This window comes from Arthrobacter sp. NA-172, assembly GCF_043952055.1.
Taxonomy (GTDB): Bacteria; Actinomycetota; Actinomycetes; order Actinomycetales; family Micrococcaceae; genus Arthrobacter.
Genome location: NZ_JBINOT010000003.1, coordinates 869,768 through 892,265 on the forward strand (window position 1 = coordinate 869,768; position 22,498 = coordinate 892,265).

The following is a 22,498-nucleotide window of genomic DNA, read 5'->3' on the forward strand; positions in this document are numbered from 1 at the left end:
TTATGCCTCCATCCACCTATTGCGAACACTCCAATTTTACGTCTGATTTATCCAAAAAGAGCGCCCGGGCGTCTGGTGCCGCCCCTGATTCTCGCTCACGTTTGGCGGGTGATGAGGGCGCCTTCCGGGGGAGTGAGGCACACCGTGGCACGATAGGACACGATGAAACTGCGCGCTGATCAGACTGGTAACCGTGGCCTGCCCATGCCTTTGTGGCTGCAGGGCGCACTTGAATCGGCCCAAGCCGCCATCATCTCGGCCCTTGTGGTTGTTCTGCCGCTCGTCGCTGTCTGGGCAACCGATGGCTTCCAAAATCACACTGTCGACTTCCTTGCACGCTTGGCCGGCCAGACTTGGCTTCTCGTCCAAGGCGTTCCGCTGCAGCTTGCCACCATCAACATAGGTACTGCAGGCCTCCCGGGTTCCGGCATGCTCTCCCTTATCCCGCTTGGGTTGACTCTTGTTCCCTTCCTTCTGGCTTGGCGCGCGGGGCGTCGACTGGCCAGAGCGTCCTACACCGATCAGTTGTGGCAGGCCTTCTTCGGGGCGTTGCTTGTCTATGGGGCATTCGGCGCGGCGACGGGTTTCATCTGTCGAACCCAGGACGTCGTCATCAACATCTGGTTCGCGGCGTTCTTGCCGCTTATTCCGTTCGGCCTCGGCATGGTGGTGGGCGCCCGGCGGGAGTCCGGCTCCTGGAGCAGGCTTATTGGAGTCGACGCGGTGGATTGGCTCGCGCGCGCCAGTCAACATTCCCGGTGGGCCGGGTCCTACTTCGGCTCTGCCATTAAGGCCGGGTTTGTGGCGACCATGGCCGCGCTGGCACTTGCGGCCCTGCTTCTCGCCGTCGACCTCGTCCTTCATTGGACCGACATCATCGCCGTCTACGAAGGCCTGAAAGCCGGCGCGCTGGGCGGCGGAGTGCTGACGATCGCCCAACTCGGCTACCTGCCCAATCTGGCCGTCTTCGCCTTGGCTTGGTCCTCCGGCGCTGGGTTCGCCCTCGGCGTCGGGTCGCACGCAGGGCCGCTGGGCACCGCCGTCGGACCCTTGCCTGCCATCCCGATCTTTGGTGCGCTGCCCACAGGGCAGCTCGATTTCGGCGCGATGGCCCTTGCTCTTCCGGTGGTCGCCGGTTTGTTGGCAGGCTGGTGGTTCCTGCGCGCGGGCGAGAACCACTTCGACGAATGGCTCTCCATCAAGATCAAGGCGCGCTGGTTCACCGCCCCCGTTTCCACGCTATTCCTCGGCGCGCTCATTGGAGCTGTTGCCGGGGCGCTGTCGGGAGGGCTCACGTGGCTGGCACGCGGCTCCGCCGGAATCGGGCGCCTCACCGAGATCGGCCCGGACCCGCTGTGGACCTCGGCCTGGATCGCCGCTGAGGTGGGGATCGGCGTCGTGATTGGCTATTCCGTGGGGCCGTGGCTCGAGCACCGACAGAAACTCCGCGAAGCGAACCTTGAAGATTCCGTGTACGACGGCGACCGCAGCTAGGCGGACACCGCGCCTTGGGGCGCGTCCCGGTGATTCGGGCTAGCGCAGCCCGGAAGGAACGGAGTTCTGGAAGTCGACTTGGCAGGCGTTTTGGGCTTGGATCGTCAACGCGCCCCGTGCGCAGTCCTGCAAGGTGCTGATTTGGTGGTAGAAGACGATCGCAGTGAGCACCAGCAGGCACATGATGGCCGTGACCACCAGCCCGGAGATGGTGCCGAGCAGTACGACGCGCGGCTGCTTGAACCTGATTGCCCGCACGAGGACCACAACTCCAAGCACCCCCGCAATGACGGTGAGGGTGGCGCTGAGCCAGACGTAACTGACGTTCAAGATGTAAACGAAGACGGCGCCAAGAACGGTAAGTAGAAATGTCCTGAACAGCGTCCTGGTGAGTGCGAGCGCTGATTTGGCAGCTTCGCTCTGCGGATGCTGCTGGGTGCTGGGTTCAACGCCGGAATTCATGTTTTCCAGCCTACGCGAGCCACCCATAAGCTAGTGCAATGCGCATTGTTGTCCTCGTCTCCGGCACCGGTTCCAACCTCCAAGCAGTTATCGACGCCGCGAAGGCGGGCGAACTGGAGGTCGAAATCGCCGCAGTGGGAGCCGACAGACCGGGTACCTACGGCGTGGAACGGTCCGCGGAGGCCGGGCTGGACACGTTCGTGGTGGACTTCAAGGACTACGCGGACAGGGCCGATTGGAACGCTGCACTCACCAAGGCCGTTGCCGCTTATCACCCGGACGTGGTGGTTTCCTCCGGGTTCATGCGGATTGTGAGCCCGGAATTCATCGATGCGTTCGGCGGCAAGTACCTCAACACTCACCCCGCGCTTCTGCCGGCTTTCCCGGGGGCCTACGGGGTCCGCGACGCCATGGCTTACGGAGTGAAAGTCACGGGCTGCACCGTTCACTGGGCCGACGCTGGCGTGGACACTGGGCCGATCATCGCCCAGGAAGCCGTAGTGATCCACCCCGAGGACACCGAGGACACCCTGCACGAACGCATCAAGGTAGTGGAGCGCCGGCTCCTAGTCCGGACCCTCGCTGAACTCGCCGCAGGGTTTCCCAACTGACAGTCAGTTGAGGCCGTGCTTCTCGATCGCCCGCCGGAGGAAGCCCCCGGCCTCCGCCAAGGCATTCTTCGCCTGGCCGGGATCGATTCCTGTCAGCACCACCAAGATGGCCGCCTTGACCGAACCGCCCACGGACTCGAGCGCGCGAATCGCCGTCTCCGCGTCCACTCCGGTGGCATGTTGGATGGTCCGCTGGGACCTCGCGAGGAGTTTGTTGTTCGTGGCCCGCAGATCCACCATCAGGTTTCCGTAGGTCTTTCCGAGCTTGACCATGGCGAGTGTGCTGATCATGTTGAGGACGAGTTTTTGCGCGGTGCCCGCCTTGAGCCGCGTTGAACCTGCAACGAATTCCGGACCGACCACGACGTCGATCGCCACGTCCGCCAGTTTGCTGATGGGTGAATCGTGATTACAGGCGAGCGAGGCGGTAAATGCACCGCGGCTGCGCGCCTCCTCGAGCGCGCCGATCACGTAGGGCGTGCGTCCCGAAGCGGAAACCCCGACGACGGCGTCCGCTTCGGTCACGCTGATGTCGTGCAGGTCGCGGGCTCCGGCCGTGGCGTTGTCTTCGGCATACTCCACCGGTTTCTGGATTGCCTGGGTGCCACCGGCGATGATCCCGACGACGAGTCCCGGGGGAGTGCCGAAGGTGGGCGGGCATTCGCTGGCGTCCAGAACCCCGAGCCGCCCGGCCGTTCCGGCTCCGACATAGATCAGGCGGCCGCCGCGGGAGAGGCGCTCCGCCACGGCGTCGACGACGGCGGCGATCTGCCCGCTGGCCTGTTCGACGGCCGCGGGAACACCGCGGTTCTGCTCGTTCATGGCAGCAACGAGTTCGGCCGTTCCCATCATGTCCAACTCGCTCAGCGCGGGCGAGGCCGCCTCGGTTTGCAGGCCCGCGAGCTCGGTGCGCAGGTCTTTGAGTCCGTCCGCGCTAGGTGAAGCAGGGCTAGCTGCGTCAGATTCTTCCGTCACGGTGAATGTACCTTTCCTGAAGGAGCCCGCTGCGGTTCACTGCGAGGGCGGCGCCGTCCATCCCGTCGCCGAGCGGCGCAACCACCTCAATCCCAGCCGAAGCGAGGGCGTTGTGCAAGAGCCCGCGAAAGAACTCCGATTTCACGACGCCGCCGACAAGGGCCACCCGCCTTGGAGCGTCCGAGGCCGACGCTTCCGGAACCGCGCCTCCGGAGGCAAGGGCCACTGTGTGCACGAGAAGCTCGCACGCTTCGTCCAGAATGCCGCGCGCGACGGCGTCTCCCGCCTCCGCTTCCCGCAGCACCACCGGCGCGAAACGCGCCATGGTCCGGGCCGGGTTATCGGAGCCCGCCAACCAAGCGGGCAACTGCCCCGGGGACCCGAGTAAAGCGGTAGCTGCGGCGAGCAGCGAAGTGGCCGTGCCGCCGTCGTGCGCTTGAAGTACAGACTGAAGGCCCCGCTGCCCGATCCATCGGCCGCTTCCACGATCGCCCAGCAGCGGTCCCCAACCGTCGGCGCGGTGCAGGTTCCCGGCGTCGTCGAAACGGAACGCGACAGCCCCTGTTCCCACAATAAGCACGGTCCCGGGAGCGCCGCCCAGGGCGCCAAGCTGGGCTGCCGTGGCGTCCGACAGGACTGCCGCGGGCACGCCGAACCGTTCGGAAAGCAGGACGGCGAGCTCGCGGGAATTCAACGCGGAGGCCTCAACACCGGCCACAGCAGCGCCGATTCCGTGCAAAGAACTGGCTGGAATTCCGCCGGGCAGCATCGCGGCCGTGTCCACGAGCAGCTCGAAAGCGATGCGGGCTCCGTTGTCCATGCCCAAGCCGGGGAAACCGTGCTCGTCCGCCGAGGCCACGACTTCGTCGCCATGCCTGAGTTCCACCCGGCACCGGCTCTTGCCGACGTCGGCCACCAGTACCACCGATGCGGTTTCCATGGCCCCACCTTATGTTGCGGGCGGCGTCACGTCTTGAAAAACGAAGAGGAGCACAACACGATAAACTTGCCCGTATCCCCAGCAACCGCGGATTCCCGCGATATAAGACGGAGACTTTTGTGAGCTTCACGCAGCTTGACCGTGTTCCCATCCGCCGTGCACTGATCTCGGTTTATGACAAGACGGGGCTGGAGGAGCTCGCGAGGGGCCTGCATGCAGCAGGAGTCGCGATCGTCTCCACCGGTTCCACCGCGAAGAAGATCGCCGCAGCCGGTATCCCGGTCAAGGAAGTCGAAGAAGTCACCGGTTCCCCGGAGATGCTCGATGGCCGCGTCAAGACCTTGCACCCGCGTGTGCATGGCGGCATTCTGGCCGATCGCCGTGTTCCTGCCCACATGGAAACGCTCGCCCAGATGGAGATCGAGCCCTTCGACCTCGTGGTGGTCAACCTCTACCCCTTCGTGGAGACTGTCCGCTCCGGCGCGGAGCAGGACGACGTCGTCGAGCAGATCGACATCGGAGGCCCCGCCATGGTGCGTTCGGCGGCGAAGAACCATGCCGCCGTCGCGATCGTGGTTGACCCCGCGTATTACGGTTCCGTCGTGGAAGCCGCCGCAGCGGGTGGCTTCGACCTGAAGACCCGTCGCCGCCTGGCCGCCAAGGCCTTTGCTCACACCGCAACGTATGACACCGCGGTGGCCACGTGGACCGCCGGCCAGTTCCTCGACGAAGACGGCGACGGCGTCATCGACTGGCCCGCCTACGCCGGCCTGGCCCTGGAACGCTCCGAGGTGCTTCGCTACGGCGAGAACCCGCACCAGCAGGCCGCCCTTTACGTGGACAAGGCCGCGCCCGCCGGCATCGCCCAGGCAGACCAGCTCCACGGCAAGGCCATGAGCTACAACAACTTCGTCGACGCCGACGCCGCCCTGCGCGCCGCGTTCGACTTCACCGAGCCCGCCGTCGCCATCATCAAGCACGCCAACCCTTGCGGTGTGGCCGTTGGTTCAGCCGATGCCGATGACCCCATTGCCGACGCCCACGCCAAGGCCCACGCTTGCGATCCCGTCTCCGCTTTCGGCGGCGTCATTGCGGCCAACAGCATTGTCACCGCTGGAATGGCGCAAACCGTGGCCGGGTTCTTCACCGAGGTTGTCATTGCCCCTGGCTTCGAGCCGGAAGCCGTGGAGATCCTGTCCAAAAAGAAGAACATCCGCCTGCTTGCCCTCCCGGACGGCTATGGCCGGTATCCGACGGAGATCCGCCAGGTTTCGGGCGGCGTCCTCGTTCAGGAAGCGGACAAGGTGAACGCCGACGGCGACAACCCCGCCAACTGGACCCTCGCCGCAGGCGTTGCTGCTGACGACGCCACGCTGGCCGACCTCGCATTCGCGTGGACCGCGTGCCGCGCCGCCAAATCAAACGCGATCCTCCTGGCCAGCAACGGTGCGGCAGTGGGCATTGGTATGGGCCAAGTCAACCGTTTGGACTCTTGCAAGCTGGCCGTAGAGCGCGCCAACACTTTGGGCGTCAAGGTGGAGTCCGACGTCGATGGCGCCGGTGGTGCCTCAAACGCCAGCACGAGCGGTGCGCCTGAGCGCGCCCGTGGTGCCGTGGCGGCGTCGGACGCTTTCTTCCCGTTCGCCGATGGTCTGCAGATCCTGATCGACGCCGGTGTCCGCGCCGTCGTCCAGCCTGGTGGTTCGGTCCGCGATGAGGAAGTCATCGCCGCGGCCAACGCTGCCGGCATCACGATGTACTTCACGGGTGCGCGCCACTTCTTCCACTAGGGTTTCTGTTCCACCTGCTCCACATGCGTCGCCTGCTCCACCTGCTCCACCTGCGCAACAAAGAATGGACATGTCCCCTCTTCCCGAGCGGACATGTCCATTCTTCGTTGTCAGGACTGGGCATAATCGCGATATGCCCGGTCCTGGGAGTGAGCAGGGGGCATGTCCACGCGGGTGGGCGCGGGGGTTACCGGGCGCGGGTGGGCGCGGGGGTTACCGGGACGCGGACGCCAGCTTGTAGGCATCCTTGATGACTGAGCCCCAATAAGGTCCGTAGATCAAAGCGGGCCCACCAGGGTAGCCGTAGCTCGTGATGGAGTTTTGGAAGCAGTCTTGGTTGTCGGTGACCATCCAGGGACCGCCCGATGATCCTCCGGTCATGTCGCAAGGAATACCCTGCGCCTTGAACTGCGGATTGATGGGATCTTTGGTGGCGTCACCCGAGCAGCTCTTGAGCGATTGGCCGTCGAACGGCGGGGCAGCGGGATATCCGTATGCTTTGTAGCCCAGGCCCCGGTCTGCATTGAACTCCACCCCGGACGCGCCAACGACGTCGGCCAAGTGCTTGCCGTTTACCGCGGCAGTGACCGCGAAGCCGGTGTCGTAGCGGATATCGCCCGCGGTGCTCCATTGGGTGGTGGTGTAGAGCGCTTTAGCGGGCCAAACGCCGTACGGGGCTGTGCCGTTGAGGTACGCCGGAACGAAAACAAAGTTCCGGACAAACGCTCCGGGACCCTCGTTGACGCAGTGGCCGGCTGTGGCCACGGTGCTGTCATTGTCCGACACGATGGCGTTGCCGGAACAGACGTAGTTGAAGAGTCCCATGGTGAAGAAGACCTTGCCGACGTGGTCAATGGGGTCTTCATTTTGGTGCAGGCTCGGGCTGCCGCCTTTCGCGGTGCCAGTGATCTTGACGGGCGGTCCGGTTTCGACGGCGCCGTTGGCGGCGCCGGTGGTGGCACCACCCGCGAGGGCCTTCCCTGCGAGGACATCGCCCGGGATCGCCGTTTGCATGCGTTCCGCAGTCCAATACCCTGTGGGGTCTGTGTTTGCCGTTGCGAGACTGACGAGTTGCGGCGTCCCAGACGCTGCGAAACTCGAAACCGCACCTAAAGGCGCTGCGGCTGCCGCCCCTCCAGCGGCGCAGAGGGTCAGAACGGCGAAGGTTAGGAGGCTCAGGAGACCAGTGATGGGGAGTGATTTCTTTGTCATGATTGTCCTGCCAATCGATTGGCGGCCGAATGTTGTCGGCCACAGTTTGACCCCATGAACCTACTCCGATTTGCCCTGTTGGTATATAAGTTCTGGCTGGCTATGACCTTGTATATGCGGAGCGGTGCCACTTCGGTAGGCGCCAACACGGCCCCCTCAGGTAAGTTAGAGATGTTGAAATCTGCAGACTTTCAGGGAGATGCCCCGCCAATGGCAAAGATTATCTATACCCACACTGATGAAGCGCCGATGCTGGCGACTTATTCGTTCCTGCCGATTGTGGAAGCTTTCGCATCAACGGCTGGCGTGGAGGTCGAGACCCGCGACATTTCGCTGGCTGGCCGAATCATCGCCGTCTTCGGCGACTACCTGACAGAAGAGCAGCGGATCAGCGATGCGCTGACCGAACTGGGCGAACTTGCAAAGAAGCCCGAAGCAAACATCATCAAGCTTCCCAACATCAGCGCTTCCGTCCCTCAGCTGAAGGCAGCCATTGCCGAACTCCAGGGCCAGGGCTACGCGCTTCCGGACTACCCGGACAACCCCTCGTCCGACGAAGAGACCGACATCCGGTCGCGATACGACAAGATTAAGGGTTCCGCCGTCAACCCGGTCCTGCGTGAAGGCAACTCAGACCGCCGCGCGCCCCTGTCGGTGAAGAACTATGCCCGCCAGAACCCGCACTCCATGGGTGCCTGGAGCGCCGACTCCAAAACCAACGTGGCCCACATGACAGAGAATGACTTCCGCTCCAACGAGAAGTCCGTGGTCATCCCTGCCGATGACACCGTCAAGATCCAGATCGTCCGTGAAGATGGCACCGTAAAGGTCCTCAAGCCGGCCTTCCCCGTCCTCGCCGGCGAAGTTGTGGACGGTACCGTCCTGCGCGCCGCAGCCCTCGACGAGTTCCTGGCTGCCCAGGTGATCCGCGCCAAGGAAGAAGGTGTGCTGTTCTCCGCACACCTGAAGGCCACCATGATGAAGGTCTCCGACCCCATCATCTTCGGCCACGTCGTCAAGGCATACTTCTCCGAGCTCTTTGACACCTACGGCAAGCAGATCGCTGCCGCGGGCCTGAGCGCGAACAACGGCCTTGCCTCCATCCTCAACGGCCTCGACGAACTCCCGGAAGACGTGCGCGAAGGCATCCAGGCGGCCATCAAGAAGGGCCTGGAAGAGGGCCCTGCCCTGGCCATGGTGGATTCCGACAAGGGCATCACCAACCTGCACGTTCCCAGCGACATCATCGTTGACGCTTCGATGCCGGCAATGATCCGCAGCTCCGGCCACATGTGGGGACCGGACGGCAAGGAACACGACACCCTCGCCGTCATCCCGGACAGCTGCTACGCGGACGTCTACCAGGTGGTCATCGACGACTGCCGCGCCCACGGCGCCTTCGATCCCACCACCATGGGCACTGTTCCGAACGTGGGCCTCATGGCGCAGGCGGCTGAGGAATACGGCAGCCACAACAAGACCTTCGAGGTGGAATACGCCGGCACCATGCAGGTTGTGGATTCCTCCGGAACCGTGCTGATCGAACACCAGGTCTCCCCGGGCGACATCTGGCGCGCCTGCCAGACCAAGGACGTGCCGATCCGTGACTGGGTCAAGTTGGCCGTCACCCGTGCCCGCGCGTCCAAGATGCCGGCTGTCTTCTGGCTCGACGAAACCCGCGCCCACGACGCCCAGCTGATCTCCAAGGTCAGGGAATACCTGAAGGACCACGACACCGAGGGCCTGCAGATCGAGATCATGTCCCCGGAGAAGGCCACAGCGTTCACGCTCGAACGGATCCGCAAGGGTGAAGACACCATCTCGGTGACCGGCAACGTGTTGCGTGACTACCTCACCGACCTGTTCCCGATTCTCGAACTCGGCACCAGCGCCAAGATGCTCTCCGTGGTTCCGCTGATCAACGGCGGCGGCCTCTTTGAGACCGGTGCCGGCGGATCGGCTCCGAAGCACGTCCAGCAGCTCTTGCAGGAAAACCACCTGCGCTGGGACAGCTTGGGCGAATTCCTCGCCCTGGCCGTGAGCTTCGAGCACCTTGCCACCACCACCGGCAATGCCCGGGCACAGGTCCTCGCCGACACACTCGACCGCGCCACGGGAACGTTCCTGCTGGACAACAAGTCCCCGAAGCGCAGGGTTGGCGAACTCGACAACCGGGGCAGCCACTTCTACCTCGCCAAGTACTGGGCCAAGGAACTGGCCCAGCAGTCCGGCGACGCCGAGCTCGCCGCGGCCTTCTCCGCCGTCGCCGAGGCTCTCTCCTTCAATGAGGAAACCATCGTCGCCGAGCTGCTCGAGGTCCAGGGTTCGCCTGCCGACATCGGTGGCTACTACCGGCCCGACGCCGCGAAGGCCGAAGCTGTGATGCGCCCCTCTGCAAAGCTCAACGAGGTTGTCGCCACGCTGAACTAACCGGAATCAACCCGGAGTTAGCGCGGCCGGGTTAACTCCCGCCCGCGTCACCAACTAGCTCGCACTAGATGTCGCTTTGAGCCCTCATAAAGACACCTAGTGCGAGCTCGTTGGGTTAAGCCGCCAGCTTCCGGTTTTTCAAGGGGAGTCCTTTTTGCGAACGGAAAGGGAGGAGAAAAGTCAGTAAAGCCGGGAGATATTGCGGTGGGCGAGCCCAAAGGACAAGGTCATTCCGACGCCGGACGTCACCGAAACGACCGTGACGCCGGGTTGGGTCTCGCGAACCAGGAGGGGCGCGACACGGCTGGAGGCGTAGATGCCCTGCCAGCGCTCAATAATTTCCAGGGCACACCAATTGCCGAGGCGATGTCCGTGTTCAAAATCGTGGTGGTGGTTTCATCCAGGAACGGCGCGGCGGTGCGATGGTAATGATGGGAGTCGCCGAGGATCAGCGTCCCGTCAGGGCGTTGGGTGAACATCACGTTCGCCCCGATATCCACGAGCTCGGGGCGGTCTTGTTCCACTTCTGCCCGCAGCGCCGCTGCGGCCGGCATGTCCGTGAAGGCCGGATACCGGAGCATGGAGGTCGCGGTGAGCACGGCGGGGTCGATCCTCAGCCCGGATGGTTGGGCTGCCCGGGACATTTGCAGGGAACAACGTTCGATCTGGTGCTCTTCGGCCAAGGCAGGGAAAAGGTAGTCGACGTCGTGGCCAACGCAGACGAATACCTGGTTGCCGTGGAAATCACCGCGGGCGGTGCGGACCGTCGGCTGTCCCCTACGGTCCTCGAAGGCGAGGGCCGCGGTGTTCCAGTGGAGCTTGACGCCGGGCTGGCGGGCGAGCCAGTCGGCGAGCTTGGCCACTGTGGTCCGGGGATCCACGCGCAAGTCGTCCCGGAGGAAGGCGCCGCCCGCCAGGCCGGGCCAAGAGGCGACTGGCGCTCCACCGTCGTCAGACGCGGCACTTAGGTTGCGGGCACCGAGCCGGGAACGCACGCCAGCGGGGGAGAGGACTTCCACCTGGCCCTCTTCGCGGGAAGCGGACAGCTCCCGGAGTACGGCCATTTCGGCTTCCGTGCGGGCGAGAACCACAGCGCCGGACTCGATCGCCCAGAACCCGGCCAGCGCCGCGAACTCAAGCCAGTACTTGCGGGAGGTCTGGGCCAATTCGTAGAGCTCGCCGGATTGAGCGGTGATGCAGCAGTGTCCGAAGTTCCTAATGGAGGCGCCCACTGCGTGGTGATCCCGCTCAAGGATGGTCACGGTCAAGCCATTGGCGACAGCGTGGGCCGCGTGCGCCAGCCCGATGATGCCTGCGCCGACGATCACAAGATCGGATCGCGACGCTTTCGCCGGCGAGTCGCCGGAGGGGGAAGATCGGAGGTTCACGAGATTGACATTGGACTGCCTGGAATGTGGAATCAAGCCAGAATGGCACTTGTATATATAAGTTTACCGACTCTTTACCTTTTGCCTCAACGGTTCACCTGCCGTTCCCCATAAATGCCTGAATTGCTGGGAGAAGTGACCGATGATACTTGTATTATCAACTCGTGAGTATCCAGCAGAACGCACCCCTACATGTCCGACTCAGTGAGGAGTTCATGCGCCGCATCACGGACGGCACGTGGCCGCCGGGGTTGCAACTGCCGAGCGAGGCAGTGCTCTGCAAGGAGTTCGGGACGTCCCGGGGCCCCATTCGGCAGGCACTTGCGTTCCTGCGGGCCGAAGGCGCCGTCACCGGCGGCCGGGGCCGTCCGCCGGTGGTACGTTCCACCGTGCCGTCGCAGTCGTTCTCGACCTTCAACTCGTTCACCGAATGGGCCATCGGCATCGGCAAGACTCCCGGTCAGCGAACGTTGGAGGTGGCGCGGCGCGAGGCAAGCTCCGAGGCGGCCGATGCGCTCGGACTGGAAGCGGGAGAGAAAGTGGTGGAGCTTTTGCGCGTCCGCTACTTGGATGACGTGCCTGCCATGATCGAGCGGACCTGTTTCATCCTGGAAGTGGGCCGGCTCCTCTTCGATTTCGACACTGATTCCGGCTCGATCTTCGCCTTCCTGAAGGGTCAGGGCGTAGACCTGTATAGCGCCCGCCACACGATCGACGCCGTGGCGGCGGGCGAGGAAGACGCGGAACTGCTGGAACAGGCGGAAGGCATTCCCCTCTTGCGGGAGCGCCGGGTGACCAGCTCGGCAAACGGCAAGGCCATCGAATACTCGGAGGACCGGTACCTGCCGGCACTCACCAACTTCACCGTCGACAACACGGCGGAACGCCGCGCCGCATTGGTGCGCGTCCACGCCGAATAACCAGAGGGACACATGATCAAGCTCGTGGCCTGCGACATGGCCGGAACCACCATCGACGAACACGGAGACGTCTACGTAGCGTTGGCTCGCTGTGTGGAGGAAACAGGGGCCAGCACCACGCCCGAAGCGGTCCAGGAGTGGATGGGGGCGGACAAAGTGGAAGCCATTGCGGCGCTGATTACCAAAGGTGGCGGCAATGCCGCGCCAGAGATCGTCCAGGCAGCTTTTCTCCGTTTCAAGGAACTTCTCACGCACTTCTACGAGCAGAACCCGCCGGTAGCGCTCGACGGCGTCGAGGACGCCTTTCGCTCGTTGCGCGGCCAGGGTGTCAAGATCGCGCCGACCACGGGATTCTCCCGCGATGTTGCGGAACCCCTTCTGGCGCGGCTCGGCTGGTCGCTTGCAGGGACCGGCACAGCGTCCGACGGCGACGGCCTGCTTGACGCCGTCGTCTGCTCCGACGACGTGGCGGCAGGACGCCCGGCGCCCCACATGATCCACCGCGCCATGGAATTGACCGGCGTGACGGATGTCCGCGAGGTGCTTGCTGCTGGCGACACAACGAACGACCTCAAGGCAGCCAATAACGCAGGTGTGGTGGCTGTTGGGGTCCTGACCGGGAAGCTTGGACGTGCTGAACTCTCCAAACAGCCGCACCATCACATCCTGGCGGGTGTCAAGGATATTCCGGCTCTGCTGGCCTGACGAGTTTGGCCTCACCTGATCTCGCGCGGGCCGTTTTGAGCTGTGCGGCCGGCATGGAAGATTGGACTAGGTGAAATTTCTCCTTCCTTCGCAGACCTCGTCTTCGCGGGGCATTGCATTCCTACGGGTCGTATTTGGTGGCCTCTTGCTGCTGCACGGAGTCCAGAAACTTCTCGCCGGGCAACCGGCGTTGGAGGCAACGATTGCAGCGATGGGTGTTCAAAAGGCCGAGCTGGTGTCTTGGCTGATCATGTGGGGTGAAACCGGGTTGGGAGCACTTTTTGTGCTCGGCGCCTTGACCAGGGTGGCAGGATTTCTTGCGGCTCTCATGTATGCCGGAATCTGGTTTGTCACCGAAGCAGGCAAGCCCTTGTTGAGCGACCGTCCCGGAATCAATGCCGAGCTGCTGATTCTCTACATAGCCGTGGCATCGGCCTTCGCCTTCATCGGGGCCGGAGCGGCCTCGCTGGACGGGAAACTCTTCGCCGGGAAGCCGGCCGGGAAAGCGATGCGCAAGCGGAGCCGCTAGCCTCAGAACTCCGGCGAAAATCCCTGGATGATGCCGCGCATCAGCTCCTCCGCGGGGCTGTGTGCCCTGCGGAGGAGCCGGGTAACGGGCTGTGATCAAGTGGGGTGGACGAGCCCGGGATGGTGACTATGCGCGAATGGTCTTTGCCCGGATCTTCCGGCTGCCCAGCATCAAGCTAAGTCCGGCGAGCAACAGGGCCGCTGCGAGCAGCAACCACTGGCCATTGAGGCCAGTGGTGGCCAAAACAGCCGTTCCAGTTCCAACAGCCGCCACCGTAATAGCTGCGGCGGCGCCCCCTTGCATTGCAGCCCCTGTTGACGGAGCCGCAGCGGCGGCATCCCCTTGGATTGCAGCAGCCCCTGTTGACGGAGCCGCTGCGGCCCGGTCCACGAACGCCTGAGAACCGACCGGCGAGTCAACCACGGGTAGGGTGACGGCTGGCAGGTTCACAACGGGCAGGGCGACGACCGGTGAGGTCACAAGGGAAGGCAGGCCCAGGCCAATCGAGGTGGCACCAACTGTGATCGGGGCGGTGACCCCGTTGCCCGTGGTCGTGCCAGTGCCGGTAGCGCTTCCGGTGGTGCCTGTGCCGGCCGCCGGGGCGGTGCCGAGGACGTTGACCGAGGTGTCGCCGACGGTCACGGGTGCGGTGACCCCGGTGCCCGTGGTCGTGCCCGTCGTCGTGCTTCCGGTGGTGCCTGTGCCGGCCGCCGGAGCGGTGCCGAGGACGTTGACCGAGGTGTCGCCGACGGTTACGGGTGCGGTGACCCCCGTGCCGGAGGTGCTGCCGGTCCCGGTCGTTCCTGTGCCGGCCGCCGGAGCGGTGCCGAGGAGGTTGACCGAGGTGTCGCCGACGGTTACCGGTGCGGTGACCCCGGTGCCGGAGGTGCTGCCGGTCCCGGTCGTTCCTGTACCGGCCGCCGGGGCGGTGCCGAGGACGTTGAGCGAGGTATCGCCAACAGTCACCGGTGCGGTGACGCCGGTGCCCGTCGTCGTGCCGGTCCCGGTGGTGCCTGTGCTGGCCGCCGGAGCGGTGCCGAGGACGTTCACCGAGGTATCACCAACAGTCACCGGCGCGGTGACCCCGTTGCCCGTCGTCGTGCTTCCGGTAGTGCCCGTGCCGGCCGCCGGAGCGGTGCCGAGGACGTTCACCGAGGTATCACCGACAGTCACCGGCGCGGTGACCCCGGAGCCGGAGGTGCTGCCGGTCCCGGTCGTTCCTGTGCCGGGCGCCGGAGCGGTGCCGAGGACGTTCACCGATGTATCACCAACAGTCACCGGTGCGGTGACCCCGGTTCCCGCCGTCGTGCCGGTCCCGGTCGTTCCTGTACCGGCCACCGGGGCGGTCCCGAGGACGTTGACCGAGGTGTCGCCGACGGTTACAGGTGCGGTGACGCTGGTGCCCGTCGTCGTGCCGTTCACGGGTACAGCCACCGGTGCGGTGGCCTGGGTGCCTGAGGCTGCGCCAGGGGCGGTATTGCTCAGAACTGCCAGCGAGGTGGCTCCGATATTAACAGGGACCGATATCGGAGCCACCACCTGGGTTCCGGACGGGACTGCCGATCCGCCGGAATTAGTCGCCGCGGCCGGAACCGAGGCGGGTGCGGGGGTAGCGGATGTGACGCCTGAATTTCCAAGAACTGAGAGCGACGTCTGCCCCACGTTGACCGGAATGGACACCGGTGCAACCACTTGAGTGCCTGAGGTAGTGCTTAGTGCACCCGTAGTAGTGGTGTCTGCCGCGTTCGCGGCAGTTGCGCCGAGGGCTATTAACCCACCGGCAAAGAGGGTGCCAAGCAGCCCCTTGCGAACAATGCTGTGCATTTTGTTTTTCTCCTGAATGAGTAGTTCCTAGGGGCGCATCCGTCCGCAGGAAACTGCGGGAGCGCCCGGATTGGCCATCTGCCACCGGCCAGAATCGATTTCTGGGGAGGGGGCGGGGCTCGGAACTAATCAGGTGAAGAACCCGGGTCAAACGACACCGGAGCCGGAATCTTGCCGGCAGCAGCCGTGGACACAAGGGCCCCGGCCAAGGGAGAGAGCATATTCATTCCCGGGAGCCAGGCCGCGGCCGCTCCGAGAGTGTTGCCAGTAAGCGTTGCGGAGCCGGTTCCGGGGTCGCCGCTGCCGGGAGCGCCGTCCGGGAAGGTCTCATCGGAGGGCGATAGAGGTGCTGAAGGACTAACGTAACCGCCGGACCGGACCGTCCCGCTCCAGCGATGGCTTCCCCAGTTCTGACGGCCCGGAGAACCCAGCCAGGTTGACCAACGGTGCTGCGGCGACCTGCGTAACGGGCGGGACATCACCCGCTCCGATGTCCGGCAATTGGAGTGAAGGAACCGTTTGAGGCATCACGGGAAGGGTGGCAGGAAGCGCATCCAAGGTGGCGCCGACCACGTCAAGCGTTGGGGCAACAATGCCGCCCGTCAGGGTACCGACGCTTTTTCCAACACCCGTTACCGCGCCGACCACCGGCGAGACGACGGGAGCAGTCACCGCGCCAACGGTGCCCTCAGGAACGATCGAGTTCACCACGGGTGTGCTGGCTACAAGTCGGTCAACGGTCTCGGTCAGCCGCGGTAGCTCGCTCACTACGAGAGTGGGCACTCGGACTGCAGGCTGCTGCTGGACAACCTGCTGGACGACCTGTTGGACAACCGGAGCCGGATTCGAAACCGGTGCCGGTGCGGCAACAACGGCCGGGACGAGTTTGCCAAGCGTTCCGGAAAGGCCCGCAGTACTGTTACTCACCACGTTGGTGACTGCCGAGCCCGCGCCGTCTGGAATCTTGTGATCGTGGGTGCTACCGGAATCCGCGCTGGCTGCCGTGGAGGAGAGCGCCAACCAAACAACCGCACCGGCGCCAGCGAGCATGACGGAGCGGAGAACGTGAAGAACGCGCGGCTTGATCCGCACAACTTCCATCTCGACACCCCCAGCGTCATTGACATCGCTCCCATCGTAGGACTGAAGTAGTTAACTAGTCCATAGCTGGGGCAGGGAAATTACCCGCTCAACGGGCGTCGTTGGGATACCGGACTCCGAGCTGGGAGCGGACCCCGTCGAAGAGACGCATCGTGTTCAGCGATTCGTCCAATGTCATCACCGGACTCTCGGTCAGTCCTTGCTGGATGCAGCGGGTCACCTCGCGCAGCTCGTAGGTGTAGCCGTTCCCGATCGAGTCAAAGCGTTCCGTTCGCGGCTCGTCCCAGCCAGTTCGAATCAGAAGTTCCCGGGGATTATTCACGGATCCATGCGTCTGGAGGAAGCCCGAGGAACCCGCAACGGTGGCCGATCTCGGCCCGTGGGCCAGCAGCGAAGAGGTCAGCTGGGCGACAGCGCCGCCGTCGTACGTCAGGGTCAGCGCATTCTGGGCGTCGACGCCTTCGTCAGTCAAAGTGCCCACCGCGCTGACTGACTGGGGGAATCCAAGGGTGCCCAACGGCCAGAGCAAGGTGTACACAGTGATATCCAGGAGAGCGCCGCCACCCGCTGCCGGGGCCCAGAGACGGGCCGCAGGGTCATAAGGTGCCGGGAAACCCAAGTCGGCACTGACCCACTTGATCTCGCCGAGTTCGCCGGACGCTGCAATGGCGAATGCCCTCTGCATGCTAGGAAGGAACCGGCTCCACACCGCCTCCATGAGGAACAACTTCCTTTCCCGGGCGAGGCTGACCAGTTCCGCGGCCTCACGGCCGTTGATCGTCAATGCCTTCTCGCACAGGACATGCTTGCCGGCGTTGAGGGCAGCCTTGACGATTTCGAAATGTTGGGCGTGCGGGGTGGCCACATAGACCACGTCGACGGCGTCGTCGGCTAGCAGCCGCTGATAGCCGGGCACACCGCCGTCGTCCCCGTATGCCTTGGTGACCCCCTGCGCTGCAGCAAATGCATCCGCGGATTCCTGCCGCCGCGAACTCACGGCGTACAGTTTCGCGTCCTCGAGCTGGGCAAGGTCGCCGGTCACGGTCTTGGCGATTCCCCCGGTGGCGACAATTCCCCAGTTCAAAGCCTTCCCTGTGGCCGCGCGGGGATCCTGATTCGGCTGGCTGAACAACCACGGCTTGGCGATATGAAGACCCATGCGGCCTATCCTCTCATTTCACCGCGCGCGTCGGGCAGACCGGGTCCAAGACGCGACAGGGGCCGGAAACCATGCGGTTCCCGGCCCCTGTCAGTTACCGTGCTGATAGAGGTGAGTAGAGCGTCGTCACGCCCCGGCCGCCACCCGTGGACGGACGGTTTCTTCGCTCAGTTTGCCCTGCTGGAGCCTGAAGCGGCGGTCGGTCTTCTGCGCCAGGCTCCGGTCGTGCGTCACCACCAGAATGGTGGTGTTGTGGTCCCGGCTCAACGAGCTCAACAACTCGATAATGTGTTCGCCGGTCTGCTCGTCGAGATTACCGGTGGGTTCGTCGGCCAGGATGAGCTTTGGCTCGTTGGCCAGCGCCCGGGCGATCGCAACACGCTGCTGCTCGCCGCCCGAGAGTTTGTTGACTCGGCGGCTCTGTTTCTCCGGATCCAACTGCACCTGTTCGAGCAGTGCCTTCGCGCGCTCCAAGCGGGCTTTCTTCCGCATCCCGGCGAACTCCATGGGCAACATCACGTTGTCCACGGCAGAGAGGTTGGGGATCAGGTTGAACTGCTGGAAAACGAAACCGATGTCCCGACGGCGGTACTCAGTGAGTTTGCCGGCGGGCATCCCGGCCAGGCTGACTCCATCCACCACGACGTCCCCGCTGGTGGGCTTGTCCAGTGCGCCCAGCAAGGAGAGCAAGGTGCTCTTGCCGCTGCCGCTTTTGCCCACGATCGAAGCGAGGGAGCCCTTCTCGAGTTCGAAGCTCACGCCGTTGACGGGCTTGATGGTGCGGTCGCCGGACTTGAATTGGCGGACCAGTTCTTTGACTTCAATCATGGCTATTCTCCTCGGAGGACTTCGATGGGACGGATGCGGGCAGTGAGGAGCGCGGGCACCAAGGCACCCACGACGGCGACGCCGAAGACCGCGGCGACGCCGGCTGCGAGGACGCCGGGGGAGGCGCTCGCCGTCACGGAGGTCAGCAGCTGGGAGGCTCCGCCGAATGGACCGCCACCTGGACCGCCGAAGCCGCCGGGGCCGCGCTGGCCCGTGGTCGCCGTCGAACTGTTGGAACTGATCAGCGCCGACGCGATGCCGCCGCTCGCAAAGGAGGCAATCGCAGCGCCCACTACCGTTCCGAGCGCCACGAGGACGAGGGCTTCGAGCACGAATTGCAGGCCGATGGTCCGGTTGCGGGCGCCGATGGCTTTCAGGACGCCGATTTCACGACGGCGCTCGCGGACCAGCATGACCATGATGAGCAGGATGATCAGGCCGGCGGTGCCGAGTGCCGCGATGAAGGCCACGAGCGAAATATTCTTGACGCTATCCAAGGAGCTGACGGCGGTTTCGAGGTTCCGCTGGCCCTGGGTCACGTCGGCCTTGTTGGTGCCCAAGGCAGCCTGCAACGCCGTCTTCGTAGTGTCCACGTTCTCCATGCTGTTCACCGTTACCACCATGCTGGAGAGCTCGCCCGGTGTTGCCGCGAGGGCCTGGGCCTCGGCCAGGGTGGTGTAGACGGCGTTGTTGCCGAAAGCCGTACCTGCATCGAAGATGCCTGCCACCGTGAACGTCTTGCCGGCGATGGTAAAGGTCGAGCCCACCTTGAGGCTGTTCTTTGTTGCAAGGGTGGTGCCAACAAGGGCCTTGGTACTCGCCACCGTGTAGTCGCCCAGGCCAGTGCCGCTGGTGATGCTCAGTGCCTTGCCTGCCGTGTCCACCTCGGCGCCGATTCCGGTGGCCGTGATGGGCAGCGAGAACGCCGGCGCGGTTCCAGCGTTGCCCGTTCCGGTGTTACCCGCGCCAGCGTTGCCAGTGCCTCCAGTGGTGCTGCCGCCGGTGTTGTTGCGGTTGCCGAGCGTGCCGGGGTCAATCGCTGCCTGGAGGTTGGTGGTCACGCTGGTTCCGCCGCCGGGACCGCCTCCCGGTCCGGCCTGCTGCGTGGTGGTGCCGGTGGCTGTGCTTGAGGTGGCGGTTGCGGTCTCCAGCCGAAGTTCCTTGGTCCCCACCACGGAAACGACGTTCGGTACCGCTGCCGCCGTCGCGGTCTGGGCCGCAGTGAGCGGCTCGCCACCGCCTTGGAAGCCTTGGCCGCCGGCCGGGTTCACGGTCAGGACCGTGCCCACCGAGGCGTTGAGCTCCTGGACTTTGCTGCCCACGGCCTGGTTGGCCACGAGCATGGCTAGCGCCAGCCCGATCGCGACGGCCAGTACTGCAACCACGGCCGCAGTTCTTATCTTGTTGCGGAAGGCATTGCCTACGCTTCGGGCGAGGACGCTCACGTTTCTCCTTCGGACCTGGCCCGCCCGAGCGGCGCGCCTGCTGACTCAACAGTGCTTAGTGCGGCTGTGCGACTGTCCAGCGGAAGCTATGCGGGGCCTGTGAAGCGTTCATTTTGAGTTTGTGTACAGATAAGGCCCCTTAAACGCGCGCTTAAGGGGCCTTATCTGTACACAAACTACGACGGCGGCCACCCCCTTGAGTGGGGATGACCGCCGTCGTTGGAGCTAGGTGAGAAGTGCTACTTGGTGATCGGGCCGAGGACCGGATCGCCCACGTAGGCCGTCTTCACGTTGGCCAGGGTCACAATGACCGGGGGCAGCAGGTATGCCGGCACGGTCTTGACGCCGTTGTTGTAGGACTTGGTGTCGTTGATTTCCGGGGTCTTGCCGGACTGGATGTCGTTGACCATGGTGATGGCGTGCGCGACCAACTTGCTGGTGTCCTTATTGATGGTCGAGTACTGCTCACCAGCCATGATGGACTTGACGGACTCAACTTCCGAGTCCTGGCCGGTCACGACCGGGATCGGCTTGCCGGCCGCCTTGACCGAGGTCAGGATGGCGCGGGCCAGGGTGTCGTTCGGGGACAGCACGCCGTCCAGCGAAGCGCTGGTGTAAGTACCTGCAAGCAGGGTATCCATGCGCTTCTGGGCGTTCTCTGCCTTCCAGCCCTGGGTAACAGCCTGCTCGAACGACTTCTGGCCGGAAACCACCTTGAGGGTTCCGTCGTCGATCTTCGGCTGCAGGATGCTCATGGCGCCGTCGAAGAAGACCTTCGCGTTGGCGTCATCGGGGGAGCCTGCAAACAGCTCGACGTTGTACGGGCCGGTCGGCTTCTTGGCCTTAAGTCCGTCCAGCAGGGCCTGTCCCTGCAGCACACCGACCTTGAAGTTGTCGTAGGCCACGTAGTAGTCCACGTTGGAGGTGTTCAGGAGCAGGCGGTCGTAGGCAATGACCGTGGCGCCGGCGTCCTTGGCCTGCTTGAGCTGCGTGCCCAGCTGAGCGCCGTCGATGGCACCGACGATGATGAGCTTGTCACCCTTGGTGATCATGGCGCTGATCTGGTTCTGCTGCTCCGAAACGCCGCCGTTGGCGAACTGTACATCGGGCTTGAATCCGGCACTCGTGAGTCCGTCGTTGAACAGCTTCTCTGCCAGGACCCAGTTTTCACTGGTCTTCTGGGGGAGCGCGACGCCGATCGAGGAACCCTTGGGGAATGCCTCGCCGCCGCTCGATGAGCCGCTGGAGCTGCCGCTGTCCGTACGGCCGCAGGCCGTCAGCGCCAGTGCCGCGATCGCAGCGATAGCTGCTGCCTTTCCTGCTTTTCCAAACATTCGCATATCTTGGTTCGCTTTCTTTGTTGTGGATGGAACAAGTGTCACGAAGCCGATCAGGCTTCCTTCGAGATGACGTCCTTGGTTGTTGTGGTCTCGTCCGGAGCGTTTTCGCTGCTCCGCCCGAAGTTCTTCATCATCATTCCGATGATCGATTTCTTTCCCTGGGTCTTGTTGTAGACATCGAAGGCGACTGCGGCGAGCAACACGAGGCCCTTGATGATCTGGGTGAGGTCAGCGCCGACGCCGAGGAGCTGGAGGCCGTTATTGAGGACAGCCATGACCAGGCCACCAACGATGGAGCCGATCACAGTGCCCACGCCACCGGTGACCGCGGCGCCACCGATGAAAACGGCTGCGATCGCGTCAAGTTCCCAGCCGACGCCGTCGAACGGACCGGAAGCGGTGGAGCGGCCCACGAAGATCATGCCGGCGAGTCCGGCCAGGATGGACATGTTCATCATGACCATGAAGTTGACCTTCTTGGACTGGACCCCGGAGAGCTCGGCCGCGTGGCGGTTCCCGCCGACTGCGTAGATGTGGCGACCAATGACTGTCTTGGCGGAAATGAATCCATAGATCAGGACCAGGACGGCCAGGATGAGGCCCGGGATGGGGAATGAAGTGCCGGGGCGGCCCGTGGCGAACAAGTACGTTGCGTAGAGGATGGCGGCGTTGATCAGGACGAGCTTGGTGATCATCACCCATGTTTCCGGCACTTCGGCGCCCAACGCCAGGGCGTTGCGGCGGCTGCGCACCTCGCTGAAGATCACGAACGCGACGGCGATGAGGCCAAGCAGGAGCGTCAGGTTGTTATACCCCGTCTTCGGCCCTATCTCGGGCAGGTACCCGGAGGCCCAGGTACTGGAAGTCTTCGGGGACGGGAACGGTGTTGGACTTGCCGACGAACTGGTTGAAACCGCGGAACAGCAGCATGCCCGCGAGGGTCACGATGAAGGCTGGAATGCCGACGTATGCCGTCCAAAATCCTTGCCAGGCTCCAATCAGGGCTCCGAGTACGAGCCCGAACAGGACGGCTACGTACCATGGCAGGTGCCAGTCCCTGATGGCCAGGGCCACAGAAATGCCGACGAAGGCCGCTACCGAACCTACGGAAAGGTCAATGTGGCCGGCGATGATGACCAGGACCATGCCGATGGCCAGGATCAGGATGTAGGAGTTGCCGTTGAAGAGGTTGATGACGTTACCCGGGGTAAGGGTGCGGCCAGAGGTGAAAATCTGGAAGAAGATGACGAGTGCAGACCAGGGCGAAGATCATCCCGAATTGGCGGGTGTTGCCACCGAATAGCTTCTTGAGCGCGTTCATTGTTTTGGGTCCTTGTGTCCGTGT

At 64.0% G+C, this 22,498-nt stretch carries 18 protein-coding genes and 1 pseudogene; 7 read left to right on the forward strand and 12 right to left on the reverse strand.

The window, feature by feature from the left end:
• Nucleotides 1-162 precede the first annotated feature (162 nt).
• Entirely contained in the window at nucleotides 163-1,494 is a 1,332-nt protein-coding gene (locus ACF0H6_RS18190) for a DUF6350 family protein (protein WP_395250889.1), read from the forward strand.
• 39 nt (nucleotides 1,495-1,533) lie between these two features.
• Here ACF0H6_RS18190 and ACF0H6_RS18195 read toward each other — a convergent pair whose 3' ends face one another.
• A complete protein-coding gene (locus tag ACF0H6_RS18195) occupies nucleotides 1,534-1,956 on the reverse strand; it encodes a hypothetical protein (RefSeq protein WP_395250890.1) in 423 nt (140 codons plus the stop codon).
• Between the two features lie 38 nt (nucleotides 1,957-1,994).
• Between ACF0H6_RS18195 and purN the strand changes: the two genes are divergently transcribed.
• Nucleotides 1,995-2,567, forward strand: a complete 573-nt coding sequence (gene purN / locus ACF0H6_RS18200) for a phosphoribosylglycinamide formyltransferase (RefSeq protein WP_395250891.1) — start codon at nucleotides 1,995-1,997, stop codon at nucleotides 2,565-2,567.
• A 3-nt stretch (nucleotides 2,568-2,570) separates the two neighbouring features.
• On the opposite strand, the gene murQ is transcribed toward purN, so the two are convergent.
• Together murQ and ACF0H6_RS18210 are read right to left on the reverse strand one after the other, a co-directional pair.
• Entirely contained in the window at nucleotides 2,571-3,542 is a 972-nt protein-coding gene (gene murQ, locus ACF0H6_RS18205; RefSeq protein WP_395250892.1) for an N-acetylmuramic acid 6-phosphate etherase, read from the reverse strand.
• The gene (locus ACF0H6_RS18210; protein ID WP_395250893.1) at nucleotides 3,526-4,482 is read right to left on the reverse strand and encodes an N-acetylglucosamine kinase; all 957 of its coding nucleotides are present in this window, start codon (nucleotides 4,480-4,482) and stop codon (nucleotides 3,526-3,528) included. The genes murQ and ACF0H6_RS18210 overlap by 17 nt, the downstream gene beginning before the upstream one ends.
• A 119-nt stretch (nucleotides 4,483-4,601) precedes the next feature.
• Here ACF0H6_RS18210 and purH point away from each other — a divergent pair, with 119 nt between their 5' ends.
• A complete protein-coding gene (gene purH, locus ACF0H6_RS18215; protein ID WP_395250894.1) occupies nucleotides 4,602-6,272 on the forward strand; it encodes a bifunctional phosphoribosylaminoimidazolecarboxamide formyltransferase/IMP cyclohydrolase in 1,671 nt (556 codons plus the stop codon).
• Between the two features lie 213 nt (nucleotides 6,273-6,485).
• On the opposite strand, the gene ACF0H6_RS18220 is transcribed toward purH, so the two are convergent.
• Entirely contained in the window at nucleotides 6,486-7,484 is a 999-nt protein-coding gene (locus ACF0H6_RS18220) for a trypsin-like serine peptidase (RefSeq protein WP_395250895.1), read from the reverse strand.
• Between the two features lie 210 nt (nucleotides 7,485-7,694).
• Between ACF0H6_RS18220 and ACF0H6_RS18225 the strand changes: the two genes are divergently transcribed.
• A complete protein-coding gene (locus ACF0H6_RS18225) occupies nucleotides 7,695-9,914 on the forward strand; it encodes an NADP-dependent isocitrate dehydrogenase (protein ID WP_395250896.1) in 2,220 nt (739 codons plus the stop codon).
• A 245-nt stretch (nucleotides 9,915-10,159) separates the two neighbouring features.
• Here the strand turns inward: ACF0H6_RS18225 and ACF0H6_RS18230 are convergent, their stop codons facing one another.
• Nucleotides 10,160-11,302 (reverse strand): TIGR03364 family FAD-dependent oxidoreductase, encoded by a 1,143-nt coding sequence (locus tag ACF0H6_RS18230; protein ID WP_395250897.1) that lies wholly within the window; start codon nucleotides 11,300-11,302, stop codon nucleotides 10,160-10,162.
• Nucleotides 11,303-11,466: 164 nt separating this feature from the next.
• On the opposite strand from ACF0H6_RS18230, the gene ACF0H6_RS18235 reads away from it, so the two are divergent.
• The 3 genes from ACF0H6_RS18235 to ACF0H6_RS18245 all read left to right on the forward strand — a co-directional run bounded on the left by ACF0H6_RS18235 (nucleotide 11,467) and on the right by ACF0H6_RS18245 (nucleotide 13,456).
• Entirely contained in the window at nucleotides 11,467-12,222 is a 756-nt protein-coding gene (locus ACF0H6_RS18235) for a GntR family transcriptional regulator (protein ID WP_395250898.1), read from the forward strand.
• A 12-nt stretch (nucleotides 12,223-12,234) separates the two neighbouring features.
• A complete protein-coding gene (locus ACF0H6_RS18240) occupies nucleotides 12,235-12,927 on the forward strand; it encodes a phosphonatase-like hydrolase (protein ID WP_395250899.1) in 693 nt (230 codons plus the stop codon).
• A 70-nt stretch (nucleotides 12,928-12,997) separates the two neighbouring features.
• Nucleotides 12,998-13,456: a DoxX family protein gene (locus ACF0H6_RS18245; protein WP_395250900.1), complete on the forward strand. Its 459-nt coding sequence runs from the start codon at nucleotides 12,998-13,000 to the stop codon at nucleotides 13,454-13,456.
• A gap of 126 nt (nucleotides 13,457-13,582) precedes the next feature.
• On the opposite strand, the gene ACF0H6_RS18250 is transcribed toward ACF0H6_RS18245, so the two are convergent.
• The 7 genes and pseudogenes from ACF0H6_RS18250 to mmsB all read right to left on the reverse strand — a co-directional run bounded on the left by ACF0H6_RS18250 (nucleotide 13,583) and on the right by mmsB (nucleotide 22,474).
• A complete protein-coding gene (locus tag ACF0H6_RS18250) occupies nucleotides 13,583-15,280 on the reverse strand; it encodes a hypothetical protein (RefSeq protein WP_395250901.1) in 1,698 nt (565 codons plus the stop codon).
• A 357-nt stretch (nucleotides 15,281-15,637) separates the two neighbouring features.
• A complete protein-coding gene (locus tag ACF0H6_RS18255) occupies nucleotides 15,638-16,381 on the reverse strand; it encodes a hypothetical protein (protein WP_395250902.1) in 744 nt (247 codons plus the stop codon).
• Nucleotides 16,382-16,469: 88 nt separating this feature from the next.
• Entirely contained in the window at nucleotides 16,470-17,540 is a 1,071-nt protein-coding gene (locus ACF0H6_RS18260) for a Gfo/Idh/MocA family protein (protein WP_395250903.1), read from the reverse strand.
• 126 nt (nucleotides 17,541-17,666) lie between these two features.
• Nucleotides 17,667-18,368 carry an ABC transporter ATP-binding protein gene (locus ACF0H6_RS18265; RefSeq protein ID WP_395250904.1) on the reverse strand — a complete coding sequence of 234 codons (702 nt, stop codon included), beginning with the start codon at nucleotides 18,366-18,368 and terminating at the stop codon, nucleotides 17,667-17,669.
• A gap of 2 nt (nucleotides 18,369-18,370) precedes the next feature.
• The gene (locus tag ACF0H6_RS18270; RefSeq protein WP_395250905.1) at nucleotides 18,371-19,813 is read right to left on the reverse strand and encodes an ABC transporter permease; all 1,443 of its coding nucleotides are present in this window, start codon (nucleotides 19,811-19,813) and stop codon (nucleotides 18,371-18,373) included.
• Nucleotides 19,814-20,052: 239 nt separating this feature from the next.
• Complete coding sequence (locus tag ACF0H6_RS18275) at nucleotides 20,053-21,153, reverse strand: substrate-binding domain-containing protein (RefSeq protein ID WP_395250906.1); 1,101 nt, start codon at nucleotides 21,151-21,153, stop codon at nucleotides 20,053-20,055.
• A gap of 50 nt (nucleotides 21,154-21,203) precedes the next feature.
• Nucleotides 21,204-22,474 (reverse strand): annotated as a pseudogene (mmsB, locus tag ACF0H6_RS18280) (multiple monosaccharide ABC transporter permease).
• Between the last annotated feature and the right edge of the window lie 24 nt (nucleotides 22,475-22,498).